Annotated in this window: 26 protein-coding genes; 20 read left to right on the top strand and 6 right to left on the bottom strand. The window is 69.7% G+C overall.

Translation table 11 applies throughout. The features are described 5' to 3' along the window. Positions 1-77 precede the first annotated feature (77 nt). From ACSFBC_RS15160 to ACSFBC_RS15140, 5 genes are all read left to right on the top strand, one after another. Complete coding sequence (locus ACSFBC_RS15160; RefSeq protein WP_435511145.1) at positions 78-1,121, top strand: SAM-dependent methyltransferase; 1,044 nt, start codon at positions 78-80, stop codon at positions 1,119-1,121. After that, positions 1,118-1,720 (top strand): DUF2878 domain-containing protein, encoded by a 603-nt coding sequence (locus ACSFBC_RS15155; protein ID WP_435511144.1) that lies wholly within the window; start codon positions 1,118-1,120, stop codon positions 1,718-1,720. Before ACSFBC_RS15160 ends, ACSFBC_RS15155 begins: the two co-directional genes overlap by 4 nt. Further along, positions 1,717-2,517 (top strand): DUF1295 domain-containing protein, encoded by an 801-nt coding sequence (locus tag ACSFBC_RS15150; protein ID WP_435511143.1) that lies wholly within the window; start codon positions 1,717-1,719, stop codon positions 2,515-2,517. The genes ACSFBC_RS15155 and ACSFBC_RS15150 overlap by 4 nt, the downstream gene beginning before the upstream one ends. Beyond that, positions 2,514-3,149: a DUF6134 family protein gene (locus tag ACSFBC_RS15145; RefSeq protein WP_435511142.1), complete on the top strand. Its 636-nt coding sequence runs from the start codon at positions 2,514-2,516 to the stop codon at positions 3,147-3,149. Before ACSFBC_RS15150 ends, ACSFBC_RS15145 begins: the two co-directional genes overlap by 4 nt. 74 nt (positions 3,150-3,223) lie before the next feature. Then, positions 3,224-3,637, top strand: a complete 414-nt coding sequence (locus tag ACSFBC_RS15140; protein WP_435511141.1) for a DUF2177 family protein — start codon at positions 3,224-3,226, stop codon at positions 3,635-3,637. 15 nt (positions 3,638-3,652) lie between these two features. On the opposite strand, the gene ACSFBC_RS15135 is transcribed toward ACSFBC_RS15140, so the two are convergent. Together ACSFBC_RS15135 and ACSFBC_RS15130 are read right to left on the bottom strand one after the other, a co-directional pair. Continuing rightward, positions 3,653-4,315 (bottom strand): ChrR family anti-sigma-E factor, encoded by a 663-nt coding sequence (locus tag ACSFBC_RS15135; protein ID WP_435511140.1) that lies wholly within the window; start codon positions 4,313-4,315, stop codon positions 3,653-3,655. Then, positions 4,312-4,881 carry a sigma-70 family RNA polymerase sigma factor gene (locus ACSFBC_RS15130; RefSeq protein ID WP_435511139.1) on the bottom strand — a complete coding sequence of 190 codons (570 nt, stop codon included), beginning with the start codon at positions 4,879-4,881 and terminating at the stop codon, positions 4,312-4,314. Before ACSFBC_RS15130 ends, ACSFBC_RS15135 begins: the two co-directional genes overlap by 4 nt. A 228-nt stretch (positions 4,882-5,109) precedes the next feature. On the opposite strand from ACSFBC_RS15130, the gene ACSFBC_RS15125 reads away from it, so the two are divergent. From ACSFBC_RS15125 to ACSFBC_RS15115, 3 genes are read left to right on the top strand one after another with little or no spacing between them, the layout of a single operon-like run. Further along, positions 5,110-6,486: an NAD(P)/FAD-dependent oxidoreductase gene (locus ACSFBC_RS15125; protein ID WP_435511138.1), complete on the top strand. Its 1,377-nt coding sequence runs from the start codon at positions 5,110-5,112 to the stop codon at positions 6,484-6,486. After that, a complete protein-coding gene (locus tag ACSFBC_RS15120; RefSeq protein ID WP_435511137.1) occupies positions 6,483-7,298 on the top strand; it encodes a DUF1365 domain-containing protein in 816 nt (271 codons plus the stop codon). The genes ACSFBC_RS15125 and ACSFBC_RS15120 overlap by 4 nt, the downstream gene beginning before the upstream one ends. Continuing rightward, positions 7,295-8,557, top strand: a complete 1,263-nt coding sequence (locus tag ACSFBC_RS15115) for a class I SAM-dependent methyltransferase (protein ID WP_435511136.1) — start codon at positions 7,295-7,297, stop codon at positions 8,555-8,557. The genes ACSFBC_RS15120 and ACSFBC_RS15115 overlap by 4 nt, the downstream gene beginning before the upstream one ends. 10 nt (positions 8,558-8,567) lie before the next feature. Here ACSFBC_RS15115 and mnmC read toward each other — a convergent pair whose 3' ends face one another. Both mnmC and ACSFBC_RS15105 read right to left on the bottom strand, forming a co-directional pair. Then, positions 8,568-10,391, bottom strand: coding sequence for a bifunctional tRNA (5-methylaminomethyl-2-thiouridine)(34)-methyltransferase MnmC2/FAD-dependent 5-carboxymethylaminomethyl-2-thiouridine(34) oxidoreductase MnmC1 (gene mnmC, locus ACSFBC_RS15110; protein ID WP_435511135.1), 1,824 nt, complete (start codon positions 10,389-10,391; stop codon positions 8,568-8,570). Positions 10,392-10,637: 246 nt separating this feature from the next. Further along, a complete protein-coding gene (locus ACSFBC_RS15105) occupies positions 10,638-10,910 on the bottom strand; it encodes an oxidative damage protection protein (RefSeq protein ID WP_435511134.1) in 273 nt (90 codons plus the stop codon). Between the two features lie 165 nt (positions 10,911-11,075). On the opposite strand from ACSFBC_RS15105, the gene ACSFBC_RS15100 reads away from it, so the two are divergent. The 9 genes from ACSFBC_RS15100 (at position 11,076) to ACSFBC_RS15060 (ending at position 18,887) form a co-directional block, all read left to right on the top strand. Next, positions 11,076-12,098: a sulfate ABC transporter substrate-binding protein gene (locus ACSFBC_RS15100; RefSeq protein ID WP_435511133.1), complete on the top strand. Its 1,023-nt coding sequence runs from the start codon at positions 11,076-11,078 to the stop codon at positions 12,096-12,098. Positions 12,099-12,226: 128 nt separating this feature from the next. Then, positions 12,227-12,811 (top strand): NADPH-dependent FMN reductase, encoded by a 585-nt coding sequence (gene ssuE / locus ACSFBC_RS15095; protein WP_435511132.1) that lies wholly within the window; start codon positions 12,227-12,229, stop codon positions 12,809-12,811. Positions 12,812-12,985: 174 nt separating this feature from the next. Beyond that, positions 12,986-13,138: a hypothetical protein gene (locus ACSFBC_RS15090; protein WP_435511131.1), complete on the top strand. Its 153-nt coding sequence runs from the start codon at positions 12,986-12,988 to the stop codon at positions 13,136-13,138. A 37-nt stretch (positions 13,139-13,175) separates the two neighbouring features. Further along, positions 13,176-14,132 carry a sulfonate ABC transporter substrate-binding protein gene (locus ACSFBC_RS15085; RefSeq protein ID WP_435511130.1) on the top strand — a complete coding sequence of 319 codons (957 nt, stop codon included), beginning with the start codon at positions 13,176-13,178 and terminating at the stop codon, positions 14,130-14,132. A 10-nt stretch (positions 14,133-14,142) separates the two neighbouring features. Continuing rightward, positions 14,143-15,312, top strand: coding sequence for an FMNH2-dependent alkanesulfonate monooxygenase (ssuD, locus tag ACSFBC_RS15080; protein WP_435511129.1), 1,170 nt, complete (start codon positions 14,143-14,145; stop codon positions 15,310-15,312). Between the two features lie 8 nt (positions 15,313-15,320). After that, on the top strand, positions 15,321-16,160 hold the full coding sequence (ssuC, locus tag ACSFBC_RS15075) for an aliphatic sulfonate ABC transporter permease SsuC (protein ID WP_435511128.1): 840 nt from the start codon (positions 15,321-15,323) through the stop codon (positions 16,158-16,160). A gap of 16 nt (positions 16,161-16,176) precedes the next feature. Further along, positions 16,177-17,043, top strand: coding sequence for an ATP-binding cassette domain-containing protein (locus ACSFBC_RS15070; RefSeq protein ID WP_435511127.1), 867 nt, complete (start codon positions 16,177-16,179; stop codon positions 17,041-17,043). A gap of 280 nt (positions 17,044-17,323) precedes the next feature. Beyond that, a complete protein-coding gene (locus ACSFBC_RS15065; RefSeq protein WP_435511126.1) occupies positions 17,324-18,613 on the top strand; it encodes an O-acetylhomoserine aminocarboxypropyltransferase/cysteine synthase family protein in 1,290 nt (429 codons plus the stop codon). A 58-nt stretch (positions 18,614-18,671) separates the two neighbouring features. After that, on the top strand, positions 18,672-18,887 hold the full coding sequence (locus ACSFBC_RS15060) for a TOBE domain-containing protein (RefSeq protein WP_183026473.1): 216 nt from the start codon (positions 18,672-18,674) through the stop codon (positions 18,885-18,887). Positions 18,888-18,900: 13 nt separating this feature from the next. Here the strand turns inward: ACSFBC_RS15060 and ACSFBC_RS15055 are convergent, their stop codons facing one another. Continuing rightward, a complete protein-coding gene (locus ACSFBC_RS15055) occupies positions 18,901-19,848 on the bottom strand; it encodes a LysR family transcriptional regulator (RefSeq protein ID WP_435511125.1) in 948 nt (315 codons plus the stop codon). Positions 19,849-19,940: 92 nt separating this feature from the next. Between ACSFBC_RS15055 and ACSFBC_RS15050 the strand changes: the two genes are divergently transcribed. The 3 genes from ACSFBC_RS15050 to ACSFBC_RS15040 are packed head-to-tail and all read left to right on the top strand — an operon-like array spanning position 19,941 to position 22,562. Further along, positions 19,941-20,786, top strand: a complete 846-nt coding sequence (locus ACSFBC_RS15050) for an ureidoglycolate lyase (protein WP_435511124.1) — start codon at positions 19,941-19,943, stop codon at positions 20,784-20,786. Positions 20,787-20,799: 13 nt separating this feature from the next. Then, positions 20,800-21,549 carry an SDR family oxidoreductase gene (locus tag ACSFBC_RS15045; protein ID WP_435511123.1) on the top strand — a complete coding sequence of 250 codons (750 nt, stop codon included), beginning with the start codon at positions 20,800-20,802 and terminating at the stop codon, positions 21,547-21,549. A 35-nt stretch (positions 21,550-21,584) separates the two neighbouring features. After that, on the top strand, positions 21,585-22,562 hold the full coding sequence (locus ACSFBC_RS15040; RefSeq protein ID WP_435511122.1) for a Bug family tripartite tricarboxylate transporter substrate binding protein: 978 nt from the start codon (positions 21,585-21,587) through the stop codon (positions 22,560-22,562). A 28-nt stretch (positions 22,563-22,590) separates the two neighbouring features. On the opposite strand, the gene ACSFBC_RS15035 is transcribed toward ACSFBC_RS15040, so the two are convergent. Further along, positions 22,591-23,808 (bottom strand): acyl-CoA dehydrogenase family protein, encoded by a 1,218-nt coding sequence (locus tag ACSFBC_RS15035; RefSeq protein WP_435511121.1) that lies wholly within the window; start codon positions 23,806-23,808, stop codon positions 22,591-22,593. Positions 23,809-24,008 lie beyond the last annotated feature (200 nt).

Here is a 24,008-nt window from a genome sequence, read left to right as displayed (position 1 = left end):
TTGATCCAGTCGGGCTTTTTCTGCGTATAGCCTGCTAGCGGCGCCCCATCGCGGTGCCACCCAACGAGGACACGCGCATGCCGCAAGCCACTGAAGTCGCCATCCGCTCGGTCGAGCGGGGTCTGGTGCCCGATCGCCTGGTGCGCCTCGGCATTCGCCGCCTGCTGACGCAGCGCCTGGTCGAACTGCAGGACCACGATGCCGAGGCATCGGCCGCGCTCAAGCAGGCCTTCGTGCAGGAGCTGCAGGCCGCTTCGCTGGCGCCGCTGCCGGAGAAGGCCAACGCGCAGCACTACGAGGTGCCGGCCGCCTTCTTCGGCGAGGTGCTGGGCATGCATCGCAAGTACAGCAGCTGCCACTGGCCCGAGGGTGTCGAGACGCTGGCCGACGCCGAGGCGGCGGCGCTGGCGGCCACCTGCGAACGCGCGGGGCTGGTCGACGGGCAGGTGGTGCTGGAGCTGGGCTGCGGCTGGGGCTCGCTCACGCTGTGGATGGCCGAGCACTATCCGCACAGCCGTATCACGGCGCTGTCCAACTCCAATTCGCAGCGTACGTACATCGAGGCCGAGGCCAGGCAGCGCGGGCTCGCCAACGTGCGCGTGCTGACCCGCGACATCAACCAGTTCGACACCGCCGATCGCTTCGACCGCGTGGTGTCGGTCGAGATGTTCGAGCACCTGCGCAACTGGCCGCAAGCCTTCGCCAACGTGGCGCGCTGGCTGCGGCCCGATGGCCGCTTCTTCATGCACGTGTTCGCGCACCGTGGCGCACCGTACCCCTTCGTCGAGCGCGATGCGAGCGACTGGATGAGCCGCTACTTCTTCTCGGGCGGCATGATGCCCAGCGACGACCTGCCGCTGCGCTGCCAGGACGACCTGCGGCTGCTGCAGCAGTGGCGCTGGGACGGCACCCACTACCAGCGCACCTCCGAGGCCTGGCTGCGCAACATGGACCAGCGCCGCGCCACGCTGATGCCGCTGTTCCGCGAGACCTACGGCGAGGAGGCCGACGTGTGGTGGGTCCGCTGGCGGCTGTTCTTCATGTCGGTGGCCGAGCTGTTCGGCTACGACGACGGCCAGCGCTGGTGGGTCAGCCACTACCTGTTCGAGCGGCGCGCATGACGGTCGCCCTGGCCCCCATGGCGGCGCCTCCGACCTCGCCCGCGGCCATCGCCGGCCGACCCACGCGCACGGTGCTGCTGGCCAACGTCGCGCTGTCGCAGCTGGCCTGGTTCGCGGCGGTGCTCGGTGCCGCCCACCACATGCCGCTGGCCGGCACGCTGTGCGTGGTGGCCGTGATCTGTTGGCACCTGTCGGTGTCGGCGCAGCCGGGCCGCGAGGCGCTGCTGGTGGCGCTGGCCTGCGCGATCGGCTTTTCGGTCGAGACGGTGGTGGCGCTGCAGGGCCACGTCGCCTACCCGTCGGGCCAGCCCGATCCGCACTTCGCGCCCTACTGGATGGTGGCTCTGTGGGGACTGTTCGGCATCGCGCTCAACGTCAGCCTGCGCTGGCTCCGGCCCCGGCTGTGGCTGGCGGCGCTGCTGGGCGCGATCGTCGGGCCGGTCGCGTTCTCCTCGGGCGTGCGGCTGGGCGGCGCGGCCTTCGTCCACACCGTGCCGGCGCTGTTCACGCTGGCGCTGGTCTGGGGCGGGGTGCTGCCGCTGCTGGTGCGGCTGTCGGTGCGTTTCGACGGCGTGCGCGCCGAGGAGCCGAAGCCATGAGCGCGTCGACCGCCTTCGCCGGTCTGGCGCTGACCGTGGCGCTCGCCGCGCTGACCTGGCTCGCGAGCCTGCGACGCGACGACGTCAGCCTGGTCGACAGGGTCTGGTCGCTGCTGATCGTCGGCGCGGGCTGGGTCTACCTGCTGCTGACGCCGGACGTCGGTGCGCGGGCGTTCTGGATGCTGGCGCTGGGCAGCATCTGGGCGCTGCGCCTCGCCCTGTTCATCACCTGGCGCAACTGGGGCCATGGCGAGGAGCGGCGCTACCGGGAGATCCGCGAGCGCAACCAGCCGGGCTACCGTTTCAAGAGCCTGTATCTGGTGTTCTGCCTGCAGGCCGTGCTGGCCTGGGTGGTGTCGGCGCCGTTCCTGGTCGGGGCGGCGGCTGCACGGCCGCTGAATGCGCTCGATGCCCTCGGCCTCGCATTGGCCGCCTTCGGCATCGTCTTCGAGGCGATCGGCGACGCGCAGATGGCGCGCTTCAAGGCCGACCCGGGCCACAAGGGCCAGGTGATGGACCTCGGCCTGTGGCGCTACACACGCCATCCCAACTATTTCGGCGAGGCCTGCGTCTGGTGGGGGCTGTGGCTCGCGGCCCTGGCCGGCGCGGGCTGGGCCGGGGCCTGGAGCGTCGTGTCGCCGCTGCTCATGACGGTGCTGCTGCTGAAGGTCTCGGGCGTGAAACTGCTCGAGAAGGACATCGCCGAGCGTCGGCCGGCCTACCGCGACTACATCGCGCGCACCAACGCCTTCGTGCCCGGTCCGGTGCGCCGCGCCGGGAAGGGGTCTGCGCCATGACATGGCTCCGGGTCTGCGCCTGGGGCCTGTGCGCGGCGGGTGGCGCCGCGACGGCGGCCGAATCCAACTTCACCGCCTTCCTGGACGGCAAGCCGATCGGCGAGCACCGCTTCGTGGTCGGCGGACCGCCCGAGGCGCGCGAGGTGCAGAGCGATGCGCGCTTCGCCGTCAAGCTGCTGGGCCTCACGGTCTACCGCTACCGGCACCAGGCCACCGAGCGCTGGCGCGGCGACTGCCTCGACCAGCTGAGCGCCACCACCGACGACGACGGCACTGTCAGCCGCGTGCGCACCGAGCCGGCGGGCGAGGGCCTGTCGGTGACGGCCGAGACCGGGGCGGTGCAGGCGGTGCGTGTGCTGCCGGGCTGCGTGATGAGCTTCGCCTACTGGAACCCCGCCATGCGCCAGCAGAGCCGGCTGCTCAACGCCCAGACCGGCAAGGCCGAGACGGTGCGCGTGAGTCGCGTCGGCAGCGGCCCGATCGAGGTCCGCGGGCAGCCGCTGACGGCCACGCGCTGGCGCATCGAGGGGCCGCCGCAGCCGATCGACGTCTGGTACTCGGCGCAGGGCGAATGGGTCGGACTCGATTCGACGCTCGAGGGCGGACGCCAGCTCAGCTACCGGCTCAAGTGATCCGCGGCAGGGGTCGATGCGTATGCAGCGCGAGGCCGCCGCGCCTCGTTCCCTCTCACGCACAGGAGCTACGCATGACCTTCCGGCAAACCGCCGTCGCCTACCTGGCCACGGCCGTGGTCTTCCTGGCGCTCGACGCCGTCTGGCTCACGACCATGGCCGACCGGCTCTATCGCCCGGCCATCGGCCACCTGATGCGCGAGCCCTTCGCGGTCGGCCCGGCCGTGCTGTTCTATCTGATCTATGTCGCGGGCGTGGTGGTGTTCGCGGTCATGCCGGCGCTGTCCAGCGGTCGCTGGGCCACGGCGCTGGGCTTCGGCGCGCTGCTCGGCCTGCTGGCCTATGCGACCTACGACCTGACCAACCAGGCCACGCTCAAGGACTGGTCGTGGCAGGTGACGATCGCCGACCTGTGCTGGGGCACCTTCGTGACGGCGGTGTCGGCGGCCGCTGCCGCGCGGCTCACGATGGCCTTCGGCGGGCGCTGAAGCTGCCGGTCGGCCTCACATGCCGACCAGCGACCCCAGCATGCGGGCCAGCGCGCCCCGGAACAGCACCTTGCCCTCGACCGAGGCCAGGCAGATGCAGTCGCCGCCGGCCTGCACCGTCGGCTGGTGGTGGAAGCTGCCGTCGGCCTCGTCGAAATCCCCCGGACCGAACAGCGCGCGACCGTCGTGGAAGGTGCCGTAGAGCACCTGCGTGAGTTCGCATTCGCTGTGGGTGTGCACCGGCAACTGCTTGCCGGCGCCGATGCGCAGCAGGAACACGTTGGCCTTCGGGTCGTCGGGCAAGGTCACGCGGCTCCAGCGCATGCCGGGCCCGAGCCAGCGCCAGGGCGTCGCGCTGCAGTCGCGCAGCGCGCGCGGCCATTGCATGTCGGGTGGCAGGGTGGGGTGGGGGCCCGCGTTCGGCGGGGCCACGGGCGTGCGGGGCAGCGCGTCGATGGCGGCCAGCGTGCGCGTCAGCGCGTCGGGCGCCAGCGTTTCGGGCGGCAGGGCCTCGAGCAGCGCGCCGCCCACGGCTTCCAGCAGGCGCAGACGCTCGCGGCAATGGCCGCAGCCTTCGACGTGGGTCGCGACGACCACCGCCGGGCCGCGTGACAGCCGGCCGGCCGTGTGGGCCAGCAGCAGGTCGTCGTCGGGATGGTGTTGGATCGTGGTCGTCATGGTTCGAGTCCGTCGAGCAGCCGGCGCAGGTGGTGCATGGCCAGCCGCACCCGCGACTTGACCGTGCCCAGCGGGATGCCCAGTTCCTGCGCGATCCGCGCATGGGGCTGCTCCTCGTAGAAGGACATGCGCAGCACCTGCAGCTGGTCGGGCGAGAGCCGGTTCATCGCTTCGCGCACGCCGGCTTCGCGCTGGCGCGCGAGCAACTGCTCGTCGAGCGCCGGCAGCGTGTCGGCCAGCTCGACTTCGTCGCCGATGTCGCTGGCATGGCCCTCGGAGAGCCGGTTGCCCTGGCGCCGGAAATGGTCGATGCGGAGGTTGCGGGCAATGGTGAAGATCCAGGTCGAGACGCTGGCACGGCTGGCATCGAAGCCGTCGGCCTTGCGCCATACGTTGACCATGGCTTCCTGCGCGAGTTCCTCGGCCAGGCTGTCGGAGGTGCCCAGGCGCATCAGGTAGGACTTCACGCGCGGGGCGAAGTGCTTGAACAGCGCGGCGAAGGCCTGCCGGTCGCCGCTGCGTGCGATGGCACGTGCCCACTCGTTCAGTTCATCGCTTGTCGGCATCTCGCTTTGGCTGTGATGCAGCCTCACGATCGACAGCCAGGGCGCACGCAGCGTTCTTCTGGCTGGCGCAAGGGAGGCCGCGGGGTGTCGGGCGGTGTTCATGGTGCTCCTACGCACCGCCCGCGGAATTAGATCACAGGGGCTTCGCCGTGCTCCCCCTGTTCGCCGGGCAAATCCAAATCGCCGATGGCTGCGTACAAGCAGCAACAACCCATTCGGAGCACCCCCATGACGACCGCCTTTGCGCCCGACGGCTCGGCCCCCACCCATGGGCACGACGGCTCTTCGCAGGACATCGCCGTGATCGGCAGCGGGATCTCCGGGCTGTCGGCGGCCTGGCTGCTGGCGCAGCGCCACCGCGTCACGCTGTTCGAGGCCGACAGCCGGCCCGGCGGCCACAGCAACACGGTCGAGGCGCCGACGGCGGCCGGTCCGGTGGCGGTCGACACCGGCTTCATCGTCTACAACGAGCCGGCCTATCCGAACCTGAGCGCGCTGTTCGCCCATCTGGGCGTGGCGACGCAGGCCACCGAGATGTCTTTCGCCGTGAGCCTGGACGGCGGCCAGCTCGAGTATTCGGGCACCGACCTGCGCGGCCTGTTCGCGCAGCGCGGCAACCTGCTGAGCCTGCGCTTCTGGTCGATGCTGCGCGACCTGGTGCGCTTCTACCGCCAGGCGCCGGCCGACGCCGAGCGCTTCGGCCTGATCCCGCTCGACAGCTACCTCGATGTGCGTGGCTTCGGCAAGGCCTTCCGCGAAGACCACCTCTACCCGATGGCCGCGGCGATCTGGTCGACCTCGGCGGCCCGCGTCGGCGAGTACCCGACCGAAGCCTTCGTGCGCTTCTGCGAGAACCACCATCTGCTCAAGCTCAGCGGCCGGCCCGCCTGGCGCACGGTCACCGGTGGCAGCGCGCGCTATGTCGAACGCCTGACGGCCGGGCTGGGACAAGGCCTGCGCCTGGACCAGGCCGTCACCGAAGTGCGGCGCACCGCCGAGGGCGTCTGGGTGCGCACCGAGGGCGCGGCCGCGCCGCAGCGCTTCGACCAGGTGGTGATCGCCACGCACGCCGACCAGGCGCTGCGCCTGATGCCCGACGCCACCGCCCACGAGCAGCGGGTGCTGGGCGCCTTCGACTACAGCCGCAACCGCGCGGTGCTGCACAGCGACCCGGCCCTGATGCCGCAACGCCGCGCCGTGTGGTCGAGCTGGAACTACGCGGCCAACCGCAGCCGCGCCGAGGCGCCCTGCGTGACCTACTGGATGAACCGGCTGCAGGCCATCCCCGACACCACGCCGATGTTCCTCACGCTCAACCCGACGCTGGAGCCGCGCAGCGAGCACCTGATCCGAAGCGAGATCTACGAGCACCCGGTCTTCGACATGAAGGCGATCCGCGCGCAGGACGAACTCTGGAGCCTGCAGGGCCGCCGCCGCACCTGGTTCTGCGGCGCGTACTTCGGCGCCGGCTTCCATGAAGACGGCCTGCAGGCCGGGCTGGCCGTGGCCGAGGCCCTGGGCGGCGTGCGGCGGCCCTGGAACGTGGCCAACGAATCGGGCCGCATCCGCATTCACACCCCGTCGAGCGCAGAGGTCGCAGCGTGACCACCGACAGCGCCGCCGTCACGGCGTCCGCGCTCTACGCCGGCCGCGTGATGCACCAGCGGCTGCGGCCCGCGAAGCACCGGCTCGGCTACCGCGTGTTCTCGCTGCTGCTCGACATCGACGAACTGCCCGCGCTCGCGCGCCGCTTGCGGCTGTTCTCGCTCAACCGCTTCAACCTGTTCAGCCTGCACGAGCGCGACTACGGCGCCGGTGACGGACTCGGTCTTCGGCCCTACGTGGAGCGCCAGCTCGTCGCAGCCGGCCTGCGCGCGGGCGGCGCGATCCGGCTGTTGAGCATGCCGCGCATCCTGGGCTATGCCTTCAATCCGCTGAGCGTCTACTACTGCGACCATCCGGACGGCAGCGGGCTGCAGGCCATCCTCTACGAGGTCAACAACACCTTCGGCCAGCGGCACAGCTACCTGATCGCGGTCGACGCCGAAGGGCGCGACGGCCGCGACATCGCCCAGCGCTGCGACAAGCAGTTCCATGTCTCGCCCTTCCTCGGGCTCGACCTGCGCTACGACTTCCGGATGCAGGCGCCCGATCCGGCGCGTCCCGGCCTGGCGATCGGCATCACGGTGGCCGACGACACGGGCCCGGTGCTCGTGGCGCGCTTCGATGCGACGCGCCGTGCGCTCGGCGATGCCGCGCTGGCCGCCGTCTTCTTTTCCCATCCTCTGCTGACCCTCAAGGTGGTGGGTGCCATCCATTGGGAAGCCCTGCGGCTGTGGCTCAAGGGCGCGCGCTTCCATGCCTGCCCCGCCGCCCCCGCGCACGCCGTGACCATCGCCGGAACCAAAGACTCATGAGCACTTCCTCCACCCCGTCGAACGGCCTGCAGGCCGAGTCCCTCGAGCAGGCCGCGGCCGCGTTGCGCCCGGGCTGGACGCGGCATCCGCTGCGCCGCCTGCTTGCGCGCCTGATGCGCGGCATGGCCTGCGGGACGCTGGTCGTCGAACTGCCCGACGGCCAGCGGGTCGAGGGCCGCGGCGCGGCGCCGGGCCCGCATGCGGCGATCACGCTGCACCGCTGGCGTCCGCTGGCGCGCATGCTGCTGCGCGGCGACATCGGGCTGGCCGAGTCCTACCGCGACGCCGACTGGTCGACGCCGGACCTCACGGCGCTGCTCGAGTTCGGCATCCGCAACGAAGCCGGGTGGGGCCGCGTGTTCGACGCCTCGCTGCCCGCGCGCTGGGCCGGCCGGTTGCTGCACCGCGCGCGCGCCAACACGCGCCGCGGCAGCCGCCAGAACATTTCCTTCCACTACGACATGGGCAACGCGTTCTATGCGAAGTGGCTGGACCCCGACATGGTCTATTCGAGCGCGCTCTACGCCTCGGGCGACGAGACGCTCGAGCAGGCGCAGGCCGCCAAGCTGCAACGCATCGTCGAACTGCTCGACCTGAAGCCCGACGCGAAGGTGCTCGAGATCGGCTGCGGCTGGGGCGCGCTGGCGCTGGCCCTCGCCAAGCAGGGCGCGCAGATCACCGGCCTCACGCTGTCGACCGAGCAACTGGCGCATGCCCAGCAGTGCGTGGTGGCCGAGCAGCGCGAACAGCAGGTCGACCTGCGGCTGCAGGACTACCGCGACGTCGACGGCCGCTACGACCGCATCGTCTCCATCGAGATGCTCGAAGCCGTGGGCGAGCGCTACTGGCCGGTCTACTTCGACACCTTGCGCGAGCGCCTGGCGCCCGGGGGCACGGCCGTGGTGCAGGTGATCACGATCGCCGAAGCGCACTTCGACCACTACCGCTGCACGCCCGATTTCATCCAGCGCTTCATCTTCCCGGGCGGCATGCTGCCGTCGATCGAGGCGATGCAGGCGCAGGCCGAGCGTGCCGGTCTCACGCTGCAGGTCGAAGAGCTCTTCGGTCTCAGCTATGCCGCCACGCTGGCCGAATGGCGCCGCCGCTTCCTCGCGTCCTGGCAGGACATCGAGCGGCTGGGTTTCGACGACGCGTTCAAGCGCCTCTGGGCGTACTACCTCTGCTATTGCGAAGCGGGCTTCAGGTCGGGGCGGGTCAATGTCGGGCTGTTCAGCCTGAAGCACGCACCGGCCGCCTGAGCGGCCCGCGTCAGCGCCGCTGCGTCGACAGCGCCTTCGCCAGCGCGTTCGACAGCGGCAGCGGCTCGCCATGCCACTGCGCGGCCAGCAGCTCGGCGCACAGCGCGGCGAAGCTCAGGCCGCGCGAGCCCAGCGCGGTGCAGACCCACAGCCCGGGTCGCTCTTCCAATGGACCGACCAGCGGCCTGCGGTCGGCCGAGGCGCAACGGATGCCGGCCCAGGGCGCGGCCTGGTCGAAGGTGCTGCCCAGCGCCGCGGCGGTGGCGGGGTGCAGCCGTTCGAGCTGCGCGCGGTTGGCCGCGTGGTCGGCCTCGCGCGGCGTGGTGTCGGTGCTGCCGCGCTCGTAGGTCGCGCCGCTGAGCCAGTGCCAGCTGCCATCGGCGCCGGGCACCTGCGGGATCAGATGGCCGTCGCCGTTGACCGGCGTGGCCGCCAGCGGCGCTGGCGACGCGCCCCAGGCGACCTGCCCGCGCACCGCTTGCAGCGGCAGCGCGGGCGCGAAGCCCAGGCTGTCGAAGCCGGCCGCGACGACCACGCGGTCGGCCTCGGCGACCAGGCGATTTTCCGCATCGAACAACTGCCAGCCCGGCGCCGAGGGCGCGAGCCGCGCGACGTCGACCGCCGTGCGCAGCCGGATGCCGGGCTGTGCCAGCCAGGCCGCGACCAGTGCCGCCGGCTTGACCCAGCCTGCACGCCCATGCCACAGCGCAGCGGCGTCGGCGGGCAGACCGGCCGCGGCCAGCCGGCCGGCATCGGCGTGCCATGAGAGGTTGGGGCCGGCGGGCGTCCAGCCCGGCGGCAGCCGCGGTGTCGGCACCGCCGGCCGGCGTTCGACCACACCGCTGGCGCGCCAGTCGCGGCCCTCGACCAGCAGGTCCTCGAGCTGTTGCCAGGTGGCGCGGATGCCCGCGCGCGTGAGGCGAGAGAGCAGGGCGTCGTCGGAGGAGACGTGCGGCGCGATCATGCCCACGGGCAGGCCCGAGGCCCCCGCGGCTGCACGGTCGGCGCGTTCGAGCACCTCGACCTGCCAGCCACGCCGCGCCAGGCTCGCGGCCACGGCCGCGCCCGCGAGGCCGGCGCCGATCACGACGCAACGGCCGGGCGTGGCCGCCGCAGTGGCGGGCGTGCGTTGGCGCGGCGTCCAGGCCGGGTCGAACACGCCGCGCAGGCAGTCGCGCTTGGGCGGAAAGCCCGGCGCCTTGCGGACCTGGAAACCGAGCTGCGCGAGCGTGTCGCGCACCGCGCGCGCGATGGTCCAGGTCGCGAGGCCGGTGCCGCGCCGGGCGAAGCGCGAGACCGCCTTGAGCGTGTCGGCCGACCACATGTCGGGGTTCTGCACCGGGCTGAAGCCGTCGAGGAACAGGCTGTCGGCCTCGAAGCGCTGGGCCTTGAGCACGGCCTGCACGTCGCCCACGCACAAAGTGAGCAGCACGCGGCCGCCGTCGAAGGCCAGGCGGTGGAAGCCGGGCAGCAGCTCCAGCCATTGCGCGGCCAGTTCCTCGGCCAACGCATGCAGTTCAGGGTAGGAGGACGCGGCGCGGCGCAAGTCCTCGGCGCCCACGGGATGGGCCTCGATCGACACGAAGTGCAGCAGCGCCGGACGCGCCGGGTCGTCGCGCCAGGCCTGCCAGGTCGCAAGGAAGTTGAGGCCGAAGCCGAAACCGGTCTCGAGGATGCGCCACTGCGGCAGGTCCGCCCAGGCGCCGGGCAGGCCGCAGCCGCCCAGGAACACATGGCGCGACTGCGCCAGCGCACCGGTTTCGGTGTGATAGATGTCGCCGAAGCGTTCGCTCAGCGGAACGCCATCGGCACGCCACGTGACGGGTTCGGTCATGGGGAATTCACTCCCTCTCCCTCCGGCAGGGGGCGGGGGTGAGGGCCGCCGGCGTGTCCATGGATGACACCGTGCCCCCATCCCGGCCTTCCCCCGGCGAGGGAAGGAGGAAGACGGTCGATTCGGTCATGGGGAGTGACTCCCTCTCCCTCCGGGAGAGGGCGGGGGTGAGGGCCGCCGGCGTGTCCATGGATGACACCGTGCCCCCATCCCGGCCTTCCCCTGGCGGGGAAGGAGGAAGACGGGTCAGGCCGTCGGGGGAACGTAGCCCTGCGCCACATCGGCGCCTTCGCCGAAGAAATGCTTCTCCATCTGGCGCTTGAGGTATTCCCGGGCGCGCTGGTCGGCCAGGTTCAGCCGGTTCTCGTTGACCAGCATCGTCTGCTGCTTGAGCCAGGCGGCCCAGGCTTCCTTGCTGACGTTTTCCCAGAGCCGCTTGCCCATGTCACCAGGGTAGGGAGGGAAGTCGAGTCCCTCGGCTTCTTTGCCGAGCTTGATGCACTGGACCATGCGAGCCATTTGGATTTGCCTTTGCGTGTGGGTTGCGGAGCGCCTTGAGTGGGGCTCCTTAGTTGATTTCGCTATTTAGAACTGAGAACTCGGTCGTTCCAAGTTCCTTATGCCGAATTCAGAATCGGCAGCTTCATCGATATGCCCCTTGCATTGAACAGAGAGCAGAACACCATGAGCCTTCGCCGCGACTTTATCAAGCTTTCCATCGGCACCGCCCTCGCGAGCAGCATGGCCCTCACGGCGCTGCCGTCGTTCGCCCAGACGGTGAACCTGCTCAATGTCTCGTACGACCCGACGCGCGAGCTCTACGTGGACTACAACAAGGCCTTCGCCGCCTACTGGAAGGGCAAGACCGGCCAGGACGTGGTGGTCAAGCAGTCGCATGGCGGCTCGGGCAAGCAGGCCCGTTCGATCATCGACGGCATCGACGCCGACGTCGCCACGCTGGCACTGGCCGGCGACACCGACGCGCTGGTCAAGCATGGCGGCCTGGTCAAGCCCGACTGGCAGAAGCGCCTGCCGCACAACTCGGCGCCCTACACCTCGACCATCGTGTTCCTGGTGAAAAAGGGCAATCCCAAGGGTCTGAAGGACTGGGACGACCTGATCAAGCCCGGCGTGCAGGTGATCACACCCAACCCCAAGACCTCGGGCGGCGCGCGCTGGAACTACCTCGCGGCCTGGGAATTCGCCAAGCGCAAGTACGGCGGGGAGGATAAGGCCAAGGACTTCGTCGGCAAGCTGTTCAAGAACGTGCCGGTGCTCGACACGGGCGCGCGCGGCTCCACCATCACTTTCGTCCAGCGCGGCGTGGGCGACGTGCTGCTGGCCTGGGAGAACGAGGCCTACCTGGCGCTGAAGGAATTCGGTCCGGACAAGTTCGACATCGTCGCGCCCTCGATCAGCATCCTGGCCGAGCCCACCGTGGCCGTGGTCGACAAGGTGGTCGACCGCAAGGGCACGCGCGCCGTGGCCGAGGAATACCTGAAGTACCTCTACTCGGACGAAGGCCAGGACATCGCCGGCCGCAACTACTACCGCCCGACCTCGGACAAGGCGAAGGCCAAGTACGACAAGCAGTTCCCGAAGCTGACGCTGTTCACCATCGACGACGCCTTCGGCGGCTGGGCCAAGGCCGACAAGGCGCACTTCGCCGATGGCGGTTCCTTCGACCAGATCTATACGAACAAATAAGTGCTCGCCTTCCAGGCTCCGGCGCACTGCGTGTCGCCTCCTCCCACCCCCCCTACCGGGGGGCGGGCCGGCCGCTTCGGGCGGCCGCGCGCGGCGGCCCTCACGCCTAAAAACCTCAGAAAGCTACAGTGACAGTTCTCCTCATTGCCGGCAGCCCGACCGCCCCCTCGCGTTCGTCGGCCCTGCTCGAAGCGGTGGGCCAGCGGCTCGAAGGCCGCGGCGCCCGCCTCGATCGCATCGCGGTGCGCGAGCTCCCGGCCCAGCCGTTGCTGCATGCGGACTGGAACCATCCGGCCGTCCAGCGCGTGATCGCGCAGGTGGCCGAGGCGCAGGTGGTGGTGGTCGCGACGCCGGTCTACAAGGCCGCGTACAGCGGCGTGCTCAAGGTGCTGCTGGACCTGCTGGCGCAGGACGCGCTCAAGGGCAAGACGGTGCTGCCCCTGGCCACCGGCGGCAGTCCGCACCACATGCTGGCGCTGGACTATGCGCTGCGCCCGGTGCTGCAGTCGCTGGCCGCGCGGCAGATCCTGCCGGGCGTCTACGCCACCGATGCGCAGGTCACGCTCACGCCCGAGGGCGCCTACCAGGTGCACCCCGACCTCGCACGCCGGCTCGACGACGCGGCCGAGGCGCTGGCCACGGAAGGCCTGAAGCTGGCGCCGCGGCGCGGCTTCGATCCGGTGCCGTTTTCGCAGGTGCGATGTAGTTTTTAGCTCCCCCCCGATAGCCGGCGCGCACTTCGTGTCGCTTGGCTTTCCCCCTCGAGGGGGCAACACCAGCGGCCCGGCGAAGCCGGTTCCGCGGTGTTTCACGAACAGAGTCCCGTGGCGCCGCCGTGGTGTGGCCATGGGGAAGGCTTTGCCTGTGTTTCGCAAAAGGACATCTCCATGCATCCCGTGAATTCCGAAGACTTCGCGATCGATTCCGATCCGCGCCCGCTGTGGCAGTCGCTGCGCGACCTCGCGCTGAGCCTGCTGGTGGTCGCGGCCATCGCGCTGATCACGGCCTTCCTGACCGCCACCTCGGCGCCCTTGAACTGATTCGCCCTTCATTCGACCTGTCCGAAGAAAGCCCGCCATGACATCGATCTCGATCCCCCGCCGCCGCCTGATCCAGGGCGCCGCCGCCGCTATCGCGCTGCCTTCCTTCGCCGCACTGGCACAGCCGCCGGCGCGCACGCTGCGCATCGGCAACCAGAAGGGCAACCTGAGCCTGCTCAAGGGCCGCGGCACGCTCGAGAAGCGGCTCGCGCCGCTCAACGTGTCGGTGAAGTGGACTGAGTTCACGGCCGGCCCGGTGCAACTCGAAGCGCTCAACGTCGGCTCGATCGACTTCGGCGACGTGGGCGAAGCGCCGCCGATCTTCGCGCAGGCCGCGGGCGCGCCGCTGGCCTACGTGGCCGCCACCGTGCCGCGCCCCGCGTCGGAAGCGGTGCTGGTGCCCAAGGGCTCGGCGCTGCGCACCGCGGCAGATCTCAAGGGCAAGAAGATCGCGCTCAACAAGGGCAGCAACGTCCACTACTTCATCGTCAAGCTGGCCGAGAAGCACGGCCTGGCCTATACCGACCTGAACCTGGTCTACCTGCCGCCGGCCGATGCGCGTGCCGCCTTCGAAAAGGGCTCGGTCGACGCCTGGGTCATCTGGGACCCCTTCCTCGCCGCCGCCGAGAAGACGCTCGACGCGCGCGTGCTGGCCGACGCCACCGGCGTGGTGGGCAACCGCGCCTTCTACTTCTCGTCGCTCGACTACGTGGCGAAGAACCAGGACGTGCTGTCCATCGTGACCGAGGAGATCAACGTGATCGACAAGTGGGCCGAAGCCCACAAGGACGCGTTCGCGACCGAGCTCGCGGCGCTGCTGGGCCTGCCCAAGCCGGTGCTCGACCTGACGGCGAGCCGAGGCCGCTACGGCACCGGTCCGATCACCAAGGCCATCCTGGCCGAACAGCAGCAGATCGCCGACACCTTCTTCGCGCTGAAGCTGATTCCCAAGAAGATCAACGTGCTCGAGGCCGCTGCGGCCAGCATCGCCTGAGTCCGCCGCCATGCAATTCTTCTGGTTCCTTCCCACGCACGGCGACACCCGCTACCTCGGCAGCGCCGAGGGCGCGCGGCCGGTCGAGTTGTCGTACCTGCAGCAGATCGCCGGCGCCGCCGACCGCCTCGGTTACGAAGGCGTGCTGATTCCCACCGGCCGTTCCTGCGAGGACCCCTGGGTCATCGCGTCGAGCCTGATCGGCGCGACCACCAAGCTCAAGTTCCTGGTCGCGGTGCGCCCGGGCCTGCACCAGCCCAGCCTGGCCGCGCGCATGGCCGCGACCTTCGACCGCCTCTCGGAGGGCCGCCTGCTGGTGAACCTCGTGACCGGCGGCGACCAGACCGAGCTCGAAGGCGACGGCGTGTTCCTCGACCACGCTTCGCGCTACGAGCAGTCGGCCGAGTTCATCCGCATCTGGCGCGAGATCCTGGCGCGCAGCCATGACGGCCAGAGCTTCGACTACGAAGGCAAGCACCTGACGGTGAAGGGCGCCAAGCTGCTGTACCCGCCGGTGCAGACGCCGTACCCGCCCGTGTGGTTCGGCGGCTCGTCCGAGGCCGCGCACGAACTCGCGGCCGAGCAGGTCGATGCCTACCTGACCTGGGGCGAACCGCCGGCCGACGTGGCGAAGAAGATCGCCGACGTGCGTGCCCGCGCGGAGCGCAAGGGCCGCAAGGTGGAGTTCGGCATCCGCCTGCACGTGATCGTGCGCGAAACCGACGAAGCCGCCTGGCAGGCCGCCGAAGACCTGATCAGCCGCGTCGACGACGCCACCGTGATCCGCGCCCAGGCCGCCTTCGCGAAGATGGACTCCGAAGGCCAGCGCCGCATGGCCGCGCTGCATTCGAAAGGCGCCAAGCGCACGCGCGCCGACCTCGAGATCTCGCCCAACCTGTGGGCCGGCGTGGGCCTGGTGCGCGGCGGTGCGGGCACCGCGCTGGTCGGCGATCCGAAGACCGTGGCGGCGCGCATCGAGGAGTACGCGGCACTCGGCCTGGACAAATTCATTCTCTCGGGCTACCCGCACCTCGAGGAGGCCTACCGCTTCGCCGAGCTGGTGTTCCCGCTGCTCTCGCACAAGGTGAAGGCACGGCTGGCCGGCGGCCTGCCGACCGGGCCCTTCGGCGAAGTCGTGGCCAATCTCGACGCGCCTTCGCGTCTGGCTTCGCAAAGCTGAGGACGGCCATGAACGAACAAGTGCAGAAACTGCCGGCCGTCGTCGCCACCGATAGTGTGGCTGGCGCGCTCAAGGGCTTCGGCGTGAGCGTCGCCAGGCGACTGATCCCCTGGCTCGTGCCCGTGGGACTGATCGTGCTCTGGCAGATCGCATCGTCCTTCGGTTGGCTGTCGACGCGCGTGTTGCCGGCGCCGATCGACGTGGTCAAGGCCGCCTGGACGCTCACGGTGTCGGGCGAGCTCTGGACCCATGTGAAGGTCAGCGCGGGCCGTGCGCTGGCCGGCCTCGCGATCGGCGGCGGTGCCGGGCTAGCGTTGGGCCTGCTGACCGGCTCGGTGAAGTTCGCCGAGACGCTGCTCGACTCCACCATCCAGATGGTGCGCAACATCCCCGCGCTGGCGCTGATCCCGCTGGTCATCCTGTGGTTCGGCATCGACGAGACCGCCAAGCTGTTCCTGATCAGCGTGTCGGTGTTCTTCCCGATCTACCTCAACACCTTCCACGGCATCCGCAACGTCGACCCGCAGCTCATCGAGATGGGCCGCACCTACGGCCTCACGCGCTGGCAGCTCTACCGCGAAGTGATCCTGCCGGGCGCGCTGTCGTCGATCCTGGTCGGCCTGCGCTTCTCGCTGGGCCTGATGTGGGTGATCCTGATCGTCGCCGAGACCATCTCGGCGCAGGCCGGCATCGGCTACCTGACGATGAACGCCCGCGAGTTCCTGCAGACCGACATCGTGCTGGTGGGCATCCTGCTGTACGCGCTGCTCGGCAAGCTGGCCGACCTGTTCGCGCGCGGCCTCGAGCACTGGTGGCTGCGCTGGCACCCCGGCTATCAATCCAGGTGAGCCGGAGACACACACCATGAACTCATCGCTCTATCTCTCGCGCGACGGCGCCCTCGGCGCGTCCGCGGACGGGGTGCCGTCGGCACCCCTGATCGCTGGCGGCGTGAAGCTCGAAGTGCGCGGCGTGCACAAGCGCTACGGCGCGCGCGACGTGCTGCGCAACACGCAGCTGAGCATCGAGCCCGGCCAGTTCATCGCCATCGTGGGGCGCAGCGGCTGCGGCAAGAGCACGCTGCTGCGCCTGGTGGCCGGACTCGAGTCGGCGACCGAAGGCACGCTGTCCACCGACGGCCGCGCCATCGACGGGCTGCACGACGACACCCGGATCATGTTCCAGGAGGCGCGTCTCTTGCCCTGGCGCCGCGTGCTGGACAACGTCACGCTGGGCCTGCCGACCGACCTGCGCGAGCGCGGCCGCGAGGTGCTGGCCCAGGTCGGCTTGGCCGACCGCGAGAACGAATGGCCGGCGCGGCTGTCGGGCGGCCAGCGGCAACGCGTGGCGCTGGCGCGCGCGCTGGTGCACCACCCGCGGCTGCTGCTGCTCGACGAGCCGCTGGGCGCGCTGGACGCGCTCACCCGCATCGAGATGCACCGGCTGATCGAGAACCTGTGGCAGCGTCACCGCTTCACCGCGCTGCTGGTCACGCACGACGTGCAGGAAGCCGTCGCGCTGGCCGACCGCGTGATCCTGATCGAGGACGGCCGCATCGCACTCGACGAGAACATCGCACTGGCCCGCCCGCGCTCGCAGGGCGACCCGGCCTTCGCGGCGATTGAGAAGCGCATCCTCGACAGGGTGCTGCAGAAGCCTGACGCGGAGGCCGGGAGCGCCGACGCCAGCTGGCTCAGAACCCCGGCGCACGAATTGCGCTGGGCGATTTGATGCCCCACAACCGTTTGATGCTCACTACCGTTTGATGCTCACAACCGATTGATGCTCACTACCGTTTGATGCTCACTCCGTTTGATCCTCACAACCGTTTGATGCTCACAACCGTTTGATGTTCACAACCGTTCGGGCTGAGCCTGTCGAAGCCTTGCGCAGCGCTTCGACAAGCTCAGCGTGAACGGACTGTTGTTGTTCTTCTTCCTCCTCCTCTTCTTCCTTTCTATTTCTTCTTCTTCATCTTCATCTTCTTCTTTCCACCCTGAAAGGCCTCCGCATGTCGCAAAAGAACTGGAAATTCGAAACCCTGTCGGTACACGCGGGCTACTCGCCCGAACCCACCACGCGCGCGGTCGCGCCGCCCATCTACCAGACCGTGGCCTATGCCTTCGACAGCGCGCAGCACGGCGCCGACCTGTTCGACCTCAAGGTGCCGGGCAACATCTACACCCGCATCAACAACCCGACCCAGGACGTGCTCGAGCAGCGCGTGGCCGCGCTCGAAGGCGGCATCGCGGCGCTGGCCGTGGCCTCGGGCCAGGCGGCCGTGACCTACGCGATCCAGACCATCGCGGAAGCCGGCGACAACATCGTCAGCAGCACCGCGCTGTATGGCGGCACCTACAACCTGTTCGCCCACACGCTGCCGCAGTTCGGCATCACCACGCGCTTCGCCGACCACCGCGATCCGTCGAGCTTCGAGAAGCTGTTCGACGAGAAGACCAAGGCGGTGTTCGTCGAGTCGCTGGGCAACCCGGCCGGCAACGTGACCGACATCGCGGCCATCGCCGAGATCGCGCACCGCCACGGCGTGCCGCTGATCGTCGACAACACCGTGCCTTCGCCCTACCTGAGCCGGCCCATCGCGCACGGTGCCGACATCGTGGTGCACTCGTTGACCAAGTACCTCGGCGGCCACGGCACCAGCATCGGCGGCGCGATCGTCGACTCGGGCAAGTTCCCGTGGGCCGAGCACAAGCAACGCTTCAAGCGCCTCAACGAACCCGACGTGAGCTACCACGGCGTGGTCTACACCGAGGCGCTGGGCCCGGCGGCCTACATCGGCCGTGCGCGCGTGGTGCCGCTGCGCAACACCGGCGCGGCCATCTCGCCCTTCAACGCCTTCCTGATCCTGCAGGGCATCGAGACGCTGGCGCTGCGCATGGACCGCATCAGCAGCAACGCGCTCGCGGTGGCGCAGCACCTGAAGGCGCACAAGGCCGTGAACTGGGTCAACTACGCGGCGCTCGAAGACCATCCCGACCATGCGCTGGCGCAGAAGTACTTCGGCGGCAAGTCGAGCGGCGTGCTGACCTTCGGCATCGGCAGCGGCCGGGAAGGCGGTGCGAAATTCCTCGACGCGCTGAAGCTCTTCACGCGCCTGGTGAACATCGGCGACGTGCGTTCGCTGGCCACGCACCCCGCGTCGACCACCCACCGGCAGCTCGACCCCGAGGAACTGGCCAGGGCCGGCGTGACCGAGGACACGGTGCGCCTGTCGGTCGGCATCGAGCACATCGACGACCTGCTGGCGGACCTCGACGTGGCGCTGGCCGCAGCGAGCTGACGGCCCGTTTTTTCCGACCCATCCCTTTATCCCGTTTCAACCCGAAAGAGAAATCACCATGTCCATCCAAGCCATCAACGTCCGCAATCAGTTCAAGGGCAAGGTCAAGGAAATCATCCGCGGCGACGTCGTCTCCGAAGTGGATGTCGAAACGCCCTGGGGCATCGTCACCTCGGTGATCACCACCCGCTCGGTCGACGAACTGCAGCTCAAGCCCGGCTCCGACGTGGTCGCGCTGGTGAAGTCGACCGAAGTGTCGATCGCCAAGCTCTGAGCGACGCTGCGCCTCAGGCGCCCGCCCGCTGCGCCTGCGCCGCCGCGCGCAGGCACTGCACCAGCATGCCGGCGGCGGGCGACAGCCGCGCACCGCGCCGGGTCACGATGCCGTAGGCCTCGTGGCGCGAGCGGATCTGCAGGGGCAGCCGCCGCGCGATCCTGTGTTCCTCGCAGAAGTCCATGGTCGCGGCCGCCATCAGCGCCACCGCCTGCGGGTCTTCCTTGAGCAGCAGCATGGTCGCCAGCGAGGATGCGGTCTCGATCGGGTAGGGCGGCAGCGGCAGCCCGGCCTCGAGGAACTCGCGCTCGAGCAGCTGCCGCAACGGCATGTTGCCCGGGTAGAGGATCCATCGGCTCTTGCCCAGCTGCGCGAGCGTCACGCGGCGCGCGTTCGCCAAGGCGTGCTGCGGGCCGACGGCCACCGCCACCGCTTCGTCCAACAGCGGTTCGTAGTCGAACTGCTCGGCCTGGCTCGACACCGTGGTGCGGCAGATCGCCAGGTCGAGCCGGCCTTCGTTCACCTGGTTGAGCAGCTCGATGCTGATGTTCTCGCGCACGTCGATCGACAGCGCGGGCTGCAGCCGCCGCAGCTCGGACAGCGCGCCGATCAGCACCGAATGCAGCGCGCCGGTGATCGAGCCCACCGCCACCCGCCCGCCGCCGCCGCGCAGCACGCCGTCGATCTCTTCGCGCAGGTGCCCGAGGTCGGCATCGATCAGGCGGGCGTAGCGAATGATGCAGAGCCCCAGCTCGTTGGGATGGACCCCCTTGGGCGTGCGCACGAACAGCTCGGTGCCGAAGGTCAGCTCGATCTCGCGCAGCGCCTTGGTCAGCCCGGGCTGGGTCATGCCCAGCCGGTCCGCGGCCTTGTGCAACGAGCCGCATTCCTCCAGCGCGATCAGCAGCGACAGCTGGCGAAAGCGCAGGCGGGAAGAGATGGAGGAAAGGCTGGGAACCATGGGGGATCACTCAAAGTTATTGCCAGATCAACAGGTCTCACTATGCAGCAAGGGCCGGGCCTTTGAGAATCCGCGGCAACAAGGAGACCTGAATGAAGTTGCTGCGCTACGGCCCCCCCGGCCGTGAGAAACCCGGCCTGCTCGACGCGGCCGGCACCCTGCGGGATCTTTCCGCCCACATCGCCGACGTCGATGGCAGCGTGCTCGACGCCGCCACGCTGGCCCGGCTGCGCGCCCTCGACCCGGCCGGCCTGCCCGCCGTCGACGGTTCGCCGCGGCTCGGCGCCTGCGTCGCCAACATCGGCAAGTTCGTCTGCATCGGCCTGAACTACGCCGACCACGCGGCCGAATCCGGCATGGCCGTGCCGGCCGAACCGGTGGTCTTCGGCAAGTGGACCTCGGCCGTGGTCGGTCCCAACGACGACGTGAAGATTCCCCGCGGCTCGGAGAAGACCGATTGGGAAGTCGAACTCGGCGTGGTGATCGGCAAGGCCGCGAGCTACGTGGAGGAGGCCGATGCGATGGACCATGTCGCCGGCTATTGCGTGATCAACGACGTGTCCGAGCGCAACTACCAGCTCGAGCGCGGCGGCACCTGGGACAAGGGCAAGGGCTGCGACACCTTCGGCCCCACCGGCCCCTGGCTGGTCACGGCCGACGAGGTGCCCGATCCGCACGCGCTGGGCCTGTGGCTGGAGGTCGACGGCCACCGCTACCAGAACGGCAACACCCGCACCATGATCTTCCGCGTGCCGCAGCTGATCGCCTACCTGAGCCGCTTCATGACGCTGCAACCCGGCGACGTGATCTCCACCGGCACGCCACCGGGCGTGGGCATGGGCTGCAAGCCCGCGCCGGTCTATCTGCGCCCCGGGCAGACCATGCGCCTGGGCATCGACGGCCTGGGCGAACAACAGCAGCGCACGGTCGCGGCCTGAAGGAACGACGCACATGATCACCTACGATTTCAACGGCAGCACCGCTGTCATCACCGGCGGCGCCCAGGGCATCGGCTTCGCGGTCGCGCAGCGCCTGCTGGCCGGCGGCGCACGCGTCTCGCTGTGGGATGCGGACCCCGCCGCCCTGGCGGCCGCGCAGGAAGCGCTGTCGGGCCAGACCGTGCACACGGTGCAGGTCAACGTGACCGACCTCGCCCAGGTCGAGGCGGCGGTCGTGCAGACCGAGTCGGCCTGCGGCCCGATCGCCATGCTGGTGCACAGCGCGGGCATCGCGGGCGCCAACGCCCCGGTGGCCGACTACTCGCCCGCCGAATGGCACAAGGTGGTCGACGTGAACCTCAACGGCGCCTTCCACGTCAACCGCGCGGTGGTCGCGGGCATGGTCGCGCGCAACTACGGCCGCATCGTGAACATCGCCTCGATCGCGGGCAAGGAAGGCAACCCCAACGCGGGGGCCTACAGCGCCTCGAAGGCCGGCGTGATCGCGCTGACCAAGAGCCTGGGCAAGGAAACGGCGAGCAAGAACATCGCGGTCAACGCGATCACGCCGGCGGCTGCGCGCACGCGCATCTTCGACCAGATGTCGCAGCAGCACATCGACTACATGCTGTCGAAGATCCCGCGCGGGCGCTTCCTCGAGGTCGAGGAGGTCGCGGCCATGGTGGCGTGGCTGGTGTCCGAGGACAACTCGTTCACCACGGGCGCGGTGTTCGACCTCTCCGGCGGTCGCGCGACCTACTGAGATCCCTTTTCCTCAAGAACAACAGAGACAAGACCATGAAATTCACACGACGCGACGTCATCGCCTCCGCCTGCGCGCTGGTCGCGACCGGCCTCGGCACCGCGGCCCAGGCTGCCAGCGAGTACCCCTCGAAGACCATCGAGCTGATCGTGCCGGTGGCGGCCGGCGGCGGCACCGACCTGGTCGGCCGCGCCTTCGCCGAGGCCTCGAAGAAGTACCTGCCGCAGCAGCCGATGATCGTCATCAACAAGCCGGGCGCCAGCGGTGCGATCGGCACGGCGGAGCTGATCAACGCCAAGCCGGACGGCTACAAGATCGGCATCATCATCTGCGAAATCACGATCATCCCGAACCTCGGGATCACGAAGTACACGGCGGCCGACCTGCGCCCGATCGCACGCCTGAACGCCGACCCGTCGGCGGTGACGGTGCGCGCCGATGCGCCCTGGCAGACCATCGACGAGTTCCTCGCCGATGCGCGCAAGCGCAAGGACCCGATGCCCGTCGGCAACGCGGGCATGGGCTCGATCTGGCACATGGCCGCGGCGGCCTTCGCCGAGAAGACCAACGTGAAGGTGAACCACGTGCCCTTCCTGGGCGCCGCGCCGGCGGTGGTGGCGCTGCTGGGCGGCCACGTCGACGCGATCACCGTGAGCCCGGGCGAAGTGGCGCAGCACGTGGCGGCCGGCAAGCTGCGCACGCTGGCCGTGATGTCGGACCAGCGTGTGGGCGGCATCTTCGAGAAGGTGCCGACGCTCAAGGAACGCGGCGTCGACCTGACGGTCGGCGTGTGGCGCGGTCTGGCGGTGCCCAAGGGCACGCCGGCGGACATCGTCCAGACCCTGAGCGACGTGGCGCGCAAGGCGGCCGACGACGCGGTGTTCCGCGATGCGTTGAGCAAGGCCAGCCTGGGCTGGGCCTACGCGGATGCCGCGGCCTTCCAGACCGTGATCGACAAGGACCGTGCCTTCTACGCCGCGCTGGTGCCCAAGCTCGAACTGAACAAGCAGTGAGGGGCACCGACGGCGCCTTCGCGCGCCGTCAGTCCGCGCGCGTGCCGACGCCCCAGTAGAAGGTCGGCCGCGTGCCGTTGAGCGCGTGGTCGCCGACCACGCGCGACTTGTAGATCACCGGGTTGTGCGAGGCCAGCGTTCGGGCGTTGCGCCAGTGGCGGTCGAGCCGGCGGTTCTCCTGCAGCGCGGTGGCGCCGCCCACGTCGAACAGCCGCGTGGCCGCGCCGAGCACGGCTTCGGTGACGGCGATCTGGGCCTTGCCCGAACGCAGTTCGACGTCGATCAGCAAGTCCTCGGGCAATGCAGCACCGCTCAGCCGCACGCGGTCGAGTTCGCCCAGGCCGCGTGCCACCTCGCGCGCCGCCAGCGTGGCGATGAAGGCCGTGCTCGCGAGCTGGCCGATCACCTGCTGCACCAGCGGATCCTCTCGCGGTACCGCGCCGCTGCCATGGCTGAACACGCGCTTGCGCGGCTGCACGAAGGCCACCGCATCGCGCTCGATGGCGCGCGCGATGCCGGCCAGCGTCGCGATGTGGAACAGCTGGAACACTGCGGTCATCAGCGTCGCGCCACTGCGCGAGAAATCGACGATGTGCGCCGCGTCGACCGGCACGCGATCGAAGCGCGTGGTGCCCGAGGCGGTCAGGCGCTGGCCGAAGCCGTTCCAGTCGTCCAGGCGCGTCACGCCGGGCGCATCGGTGCGCACCAGGGCGAGGGTGCGCCACTGTGCGGGATCGGTGTCTTCGCGCTGTACCGTGACCGCGACCCAGTCGGCGTACAACGTGCCGGTGCTGTAGAACTTCTCGCCGCTCAGCAGCCACGCACCGTTTTCCTGGAACACGCGGGTCTGCAGCTGGCCGAGCGCGCCGTCGCCGGCCTCGGTGGTGGCGTTGCCGAAGATCGCGCCGTCGGCCACCAGGCGCAGCCAGCGTGCGCGATGCTCGGGCGCGAATTCCACCAGCACGCGCTCGACGAAGCCGAAGTGCGCGCGCAGCGCCTGCGGCAGGTTGGAGTCGGCCTCGGCCAGCTCGATGATCAGTTCGTAGAGCTGCTCGGGCGTGGCGCCGAGGCCGCCGTGCTCCGCGGGCACGCGCAGCGCGCCGAAGCCGGCCTCGCGCAGCCAGCCGACGGCGTCGTGGGCGAGTGCGCGTTCGTGTTCGCGGCGGGGGGCGTGTTCGGCGATGCGGGCAAAGACGGGGCGGAAACGCGCAGCGAGTTGCGCGTCTGTGGGGGCAGGGTGGGGCATGTGAAAGGGCCGCGCGGTGCGCGGCGGACGGAACAGTGCGAAAGGTCCCATCCTAGAAAGCACATCCCGCTTTCCAAGGAAGAAAAACGAACGAGCAAATGCGCGCAGCGCATGAAGAGCGTGGGTGTGCCCCGCGCCGGATGTATCTCGCTTCCTCGCTGCGCAACTAAGCATCTGCCGAACGCTTCGTTCCCGCGGCG

Source organism: Variovorax frigidus, from assembly GCF_051216515.1.
Taxonomy (GTDB): Bacteria; Pseudomonadota; Gammaproteobacteria; order Burkholderiales; family Burkholderiaceae_C; genus Variovorax.
This window is presented reverse-complemented; position numbering and strand designations above follow the sequence as displayed.

Coding starts and splice junctions, on each gene's coding strand:
- ACSFBC_RS15090 (WP_435511131.1), top strand. CDS start 12,986: ATGCATCCCGTGAATTCCGAAGACTTCGCGATCGATTCCGATCCGCGC.
- ACSFBC_RS15105 (WP_435511134.1), bottom strand. CDS start 10,910: ATGGCTCGCATGGTCCAGTGCATCAAGCTCGGCAAAGAAGCCGAGGGA.
- ACSFBC_RS15050 (WP_435511124.1), top strand. CDS start 19,941: ATGAAGTTGCTGCGCTACGGCCCCCCCGGCCGTGAGAAACCCGGCCTG.
- ACSFBC_RS15150 (WP_435511143.1), top strand. CDS start 1,717: ATGAGCGCGTCGACCGCCTTCGCCGGTCTGGCGCTGACCGTGGCGCTC.
- ssuD (WP_435511129.1), top strand. CDS start 14,143: ATGCAATTCTTCTGGTTCCTTCCCACGCACGGCGACACCCGCTACCTC.
- ACSFBC_RS15155 (WP_435511144.1), top strand. CDS start 1,118: ATGACGGTCGCCCTGGCCCCCATGGCGGCGCCTCCGACCTCGCCCGCG.
- ACSFBC_RS15145 (WP_435511142.1), top strand. CDS start 2,514: ATGACATGGCTCCGGGTCTGCGCCTGGGGCCTGTGCGCGGCGGGTGGC.
- ACSFBC_RS15115 (WP_435511136.1), top strand. CDS start 7,295: ATGAGCACTTCCTCCACCCCGTCGAACGGCCTGCAGGCCGAGTCCCTC.
- ACSFBC_RS15085 (WP_435511130.1), top strand. CDS start 13,176: ATGACATCGATCTCGATCCCCCGCCGCCGCCTGATCCAGGGCGCCGCC.
- ACSFBC_RS15140 (WP_435511141.1), top strand. CDS start 3,224: ATGACCTTCCGGCAAACCGCCGTCGCCTACCTGGCCACGGCCGTGGTC.
- ACSFBC_RS15125 (WP_435511138.1), top strand. CDS start 5,110: ATGACGACCGCCTTTGCGCCCGACGGCTCGGCCCCCACCCATGGGCAC.
- ACSFBC_RS15060 (WP_183026473.1), top strand. CDS start 18,672: ATGTCCATCCAAGCCATCAACGTCCGCAATCAGTTCAAGGGCAAGGTC.
- ACSFBC_RS15065 (WP_435511126.1), top strand. CDS start 17,324: ATGTCGCAAAAGAACTGGAAATTCGAAACCCTGTCGGTACACGCGGGC.
- ACSFBC_RS15070 (WP_435511127.1), top strand. CDS start 16,177: ATGAACTCATCGCTCTATCTCTCGCGCGACGGCGCCCTCGGCGCGTCC.
- ACSFBC_RS15035 (WP_435511121.1), bottom strand. CDS start 23,808: ATGCCCCACCCTGCCCCCACAGACGCGCAACTCGCTGCGCGTTTCCGC.
- ACSFBC_RS15055 (WP_435511125.1), bottom strand. CDS start 19,848: ATGGTTCCCAGCCTTTCCTCCATCTCTTCCCGCCTGCGCTTTCGCCAG.
- ACSFBC_RS15040 (WP_435511122.1), top strand. CDS start 21,585: ATGAAATTCACACGACGCGACGTCATCGCCTCCGCCTGCGCGCTGGTC.
- ACSFBC_RS15160 (WP_435511145.1), top strand. CDS start 78: ATGCCGCAAGCCACTGAAGTCGCCATCCGCTCGGTCGAGCGGGGTCTG.
- ACSFBC_RS15130 (WP_435511139.1), bottom strand. CDS start 4,881: ATGCCGACAAGCGATGAACTGAACGAGTGGGCACGTGCCATCGCACGC.
- mnmC (WP_435511135.1), bottom strand. CDS start 10,391: ATGACCGAACCCGTCACGTGGCGTGCCGATGGCGTTCCGCTGAGCGAA.
- ACSFBC_RS15045 (WP_435511123.1), top strand. CDS start 20,800: ATGATCACCTACGATTTCAACGGCAGCACCGCTGTCATCACCGGCGGC.
- ACSFBC_RS15135 (WP_435511140.1), bottom strand. CDS start 4,315: ATGACGACCACGATCCAACACCATCCCGACGACGACCTGCTGCTGGCC.
- ACSFBC_RS15100 (WP_435511133.1), top strand. CDS start 11,076: ATGAGCCTTCGCCGCGACTTTATCAAGCTTTCCATCGGCACCGCCCTC.
- ssuC (WP_435511128.1), top strand. CDS start 15,321: ATGAACGAACAAGTGCAGAAACTGCCGGCCGTCGTCGCCACCGATAGT.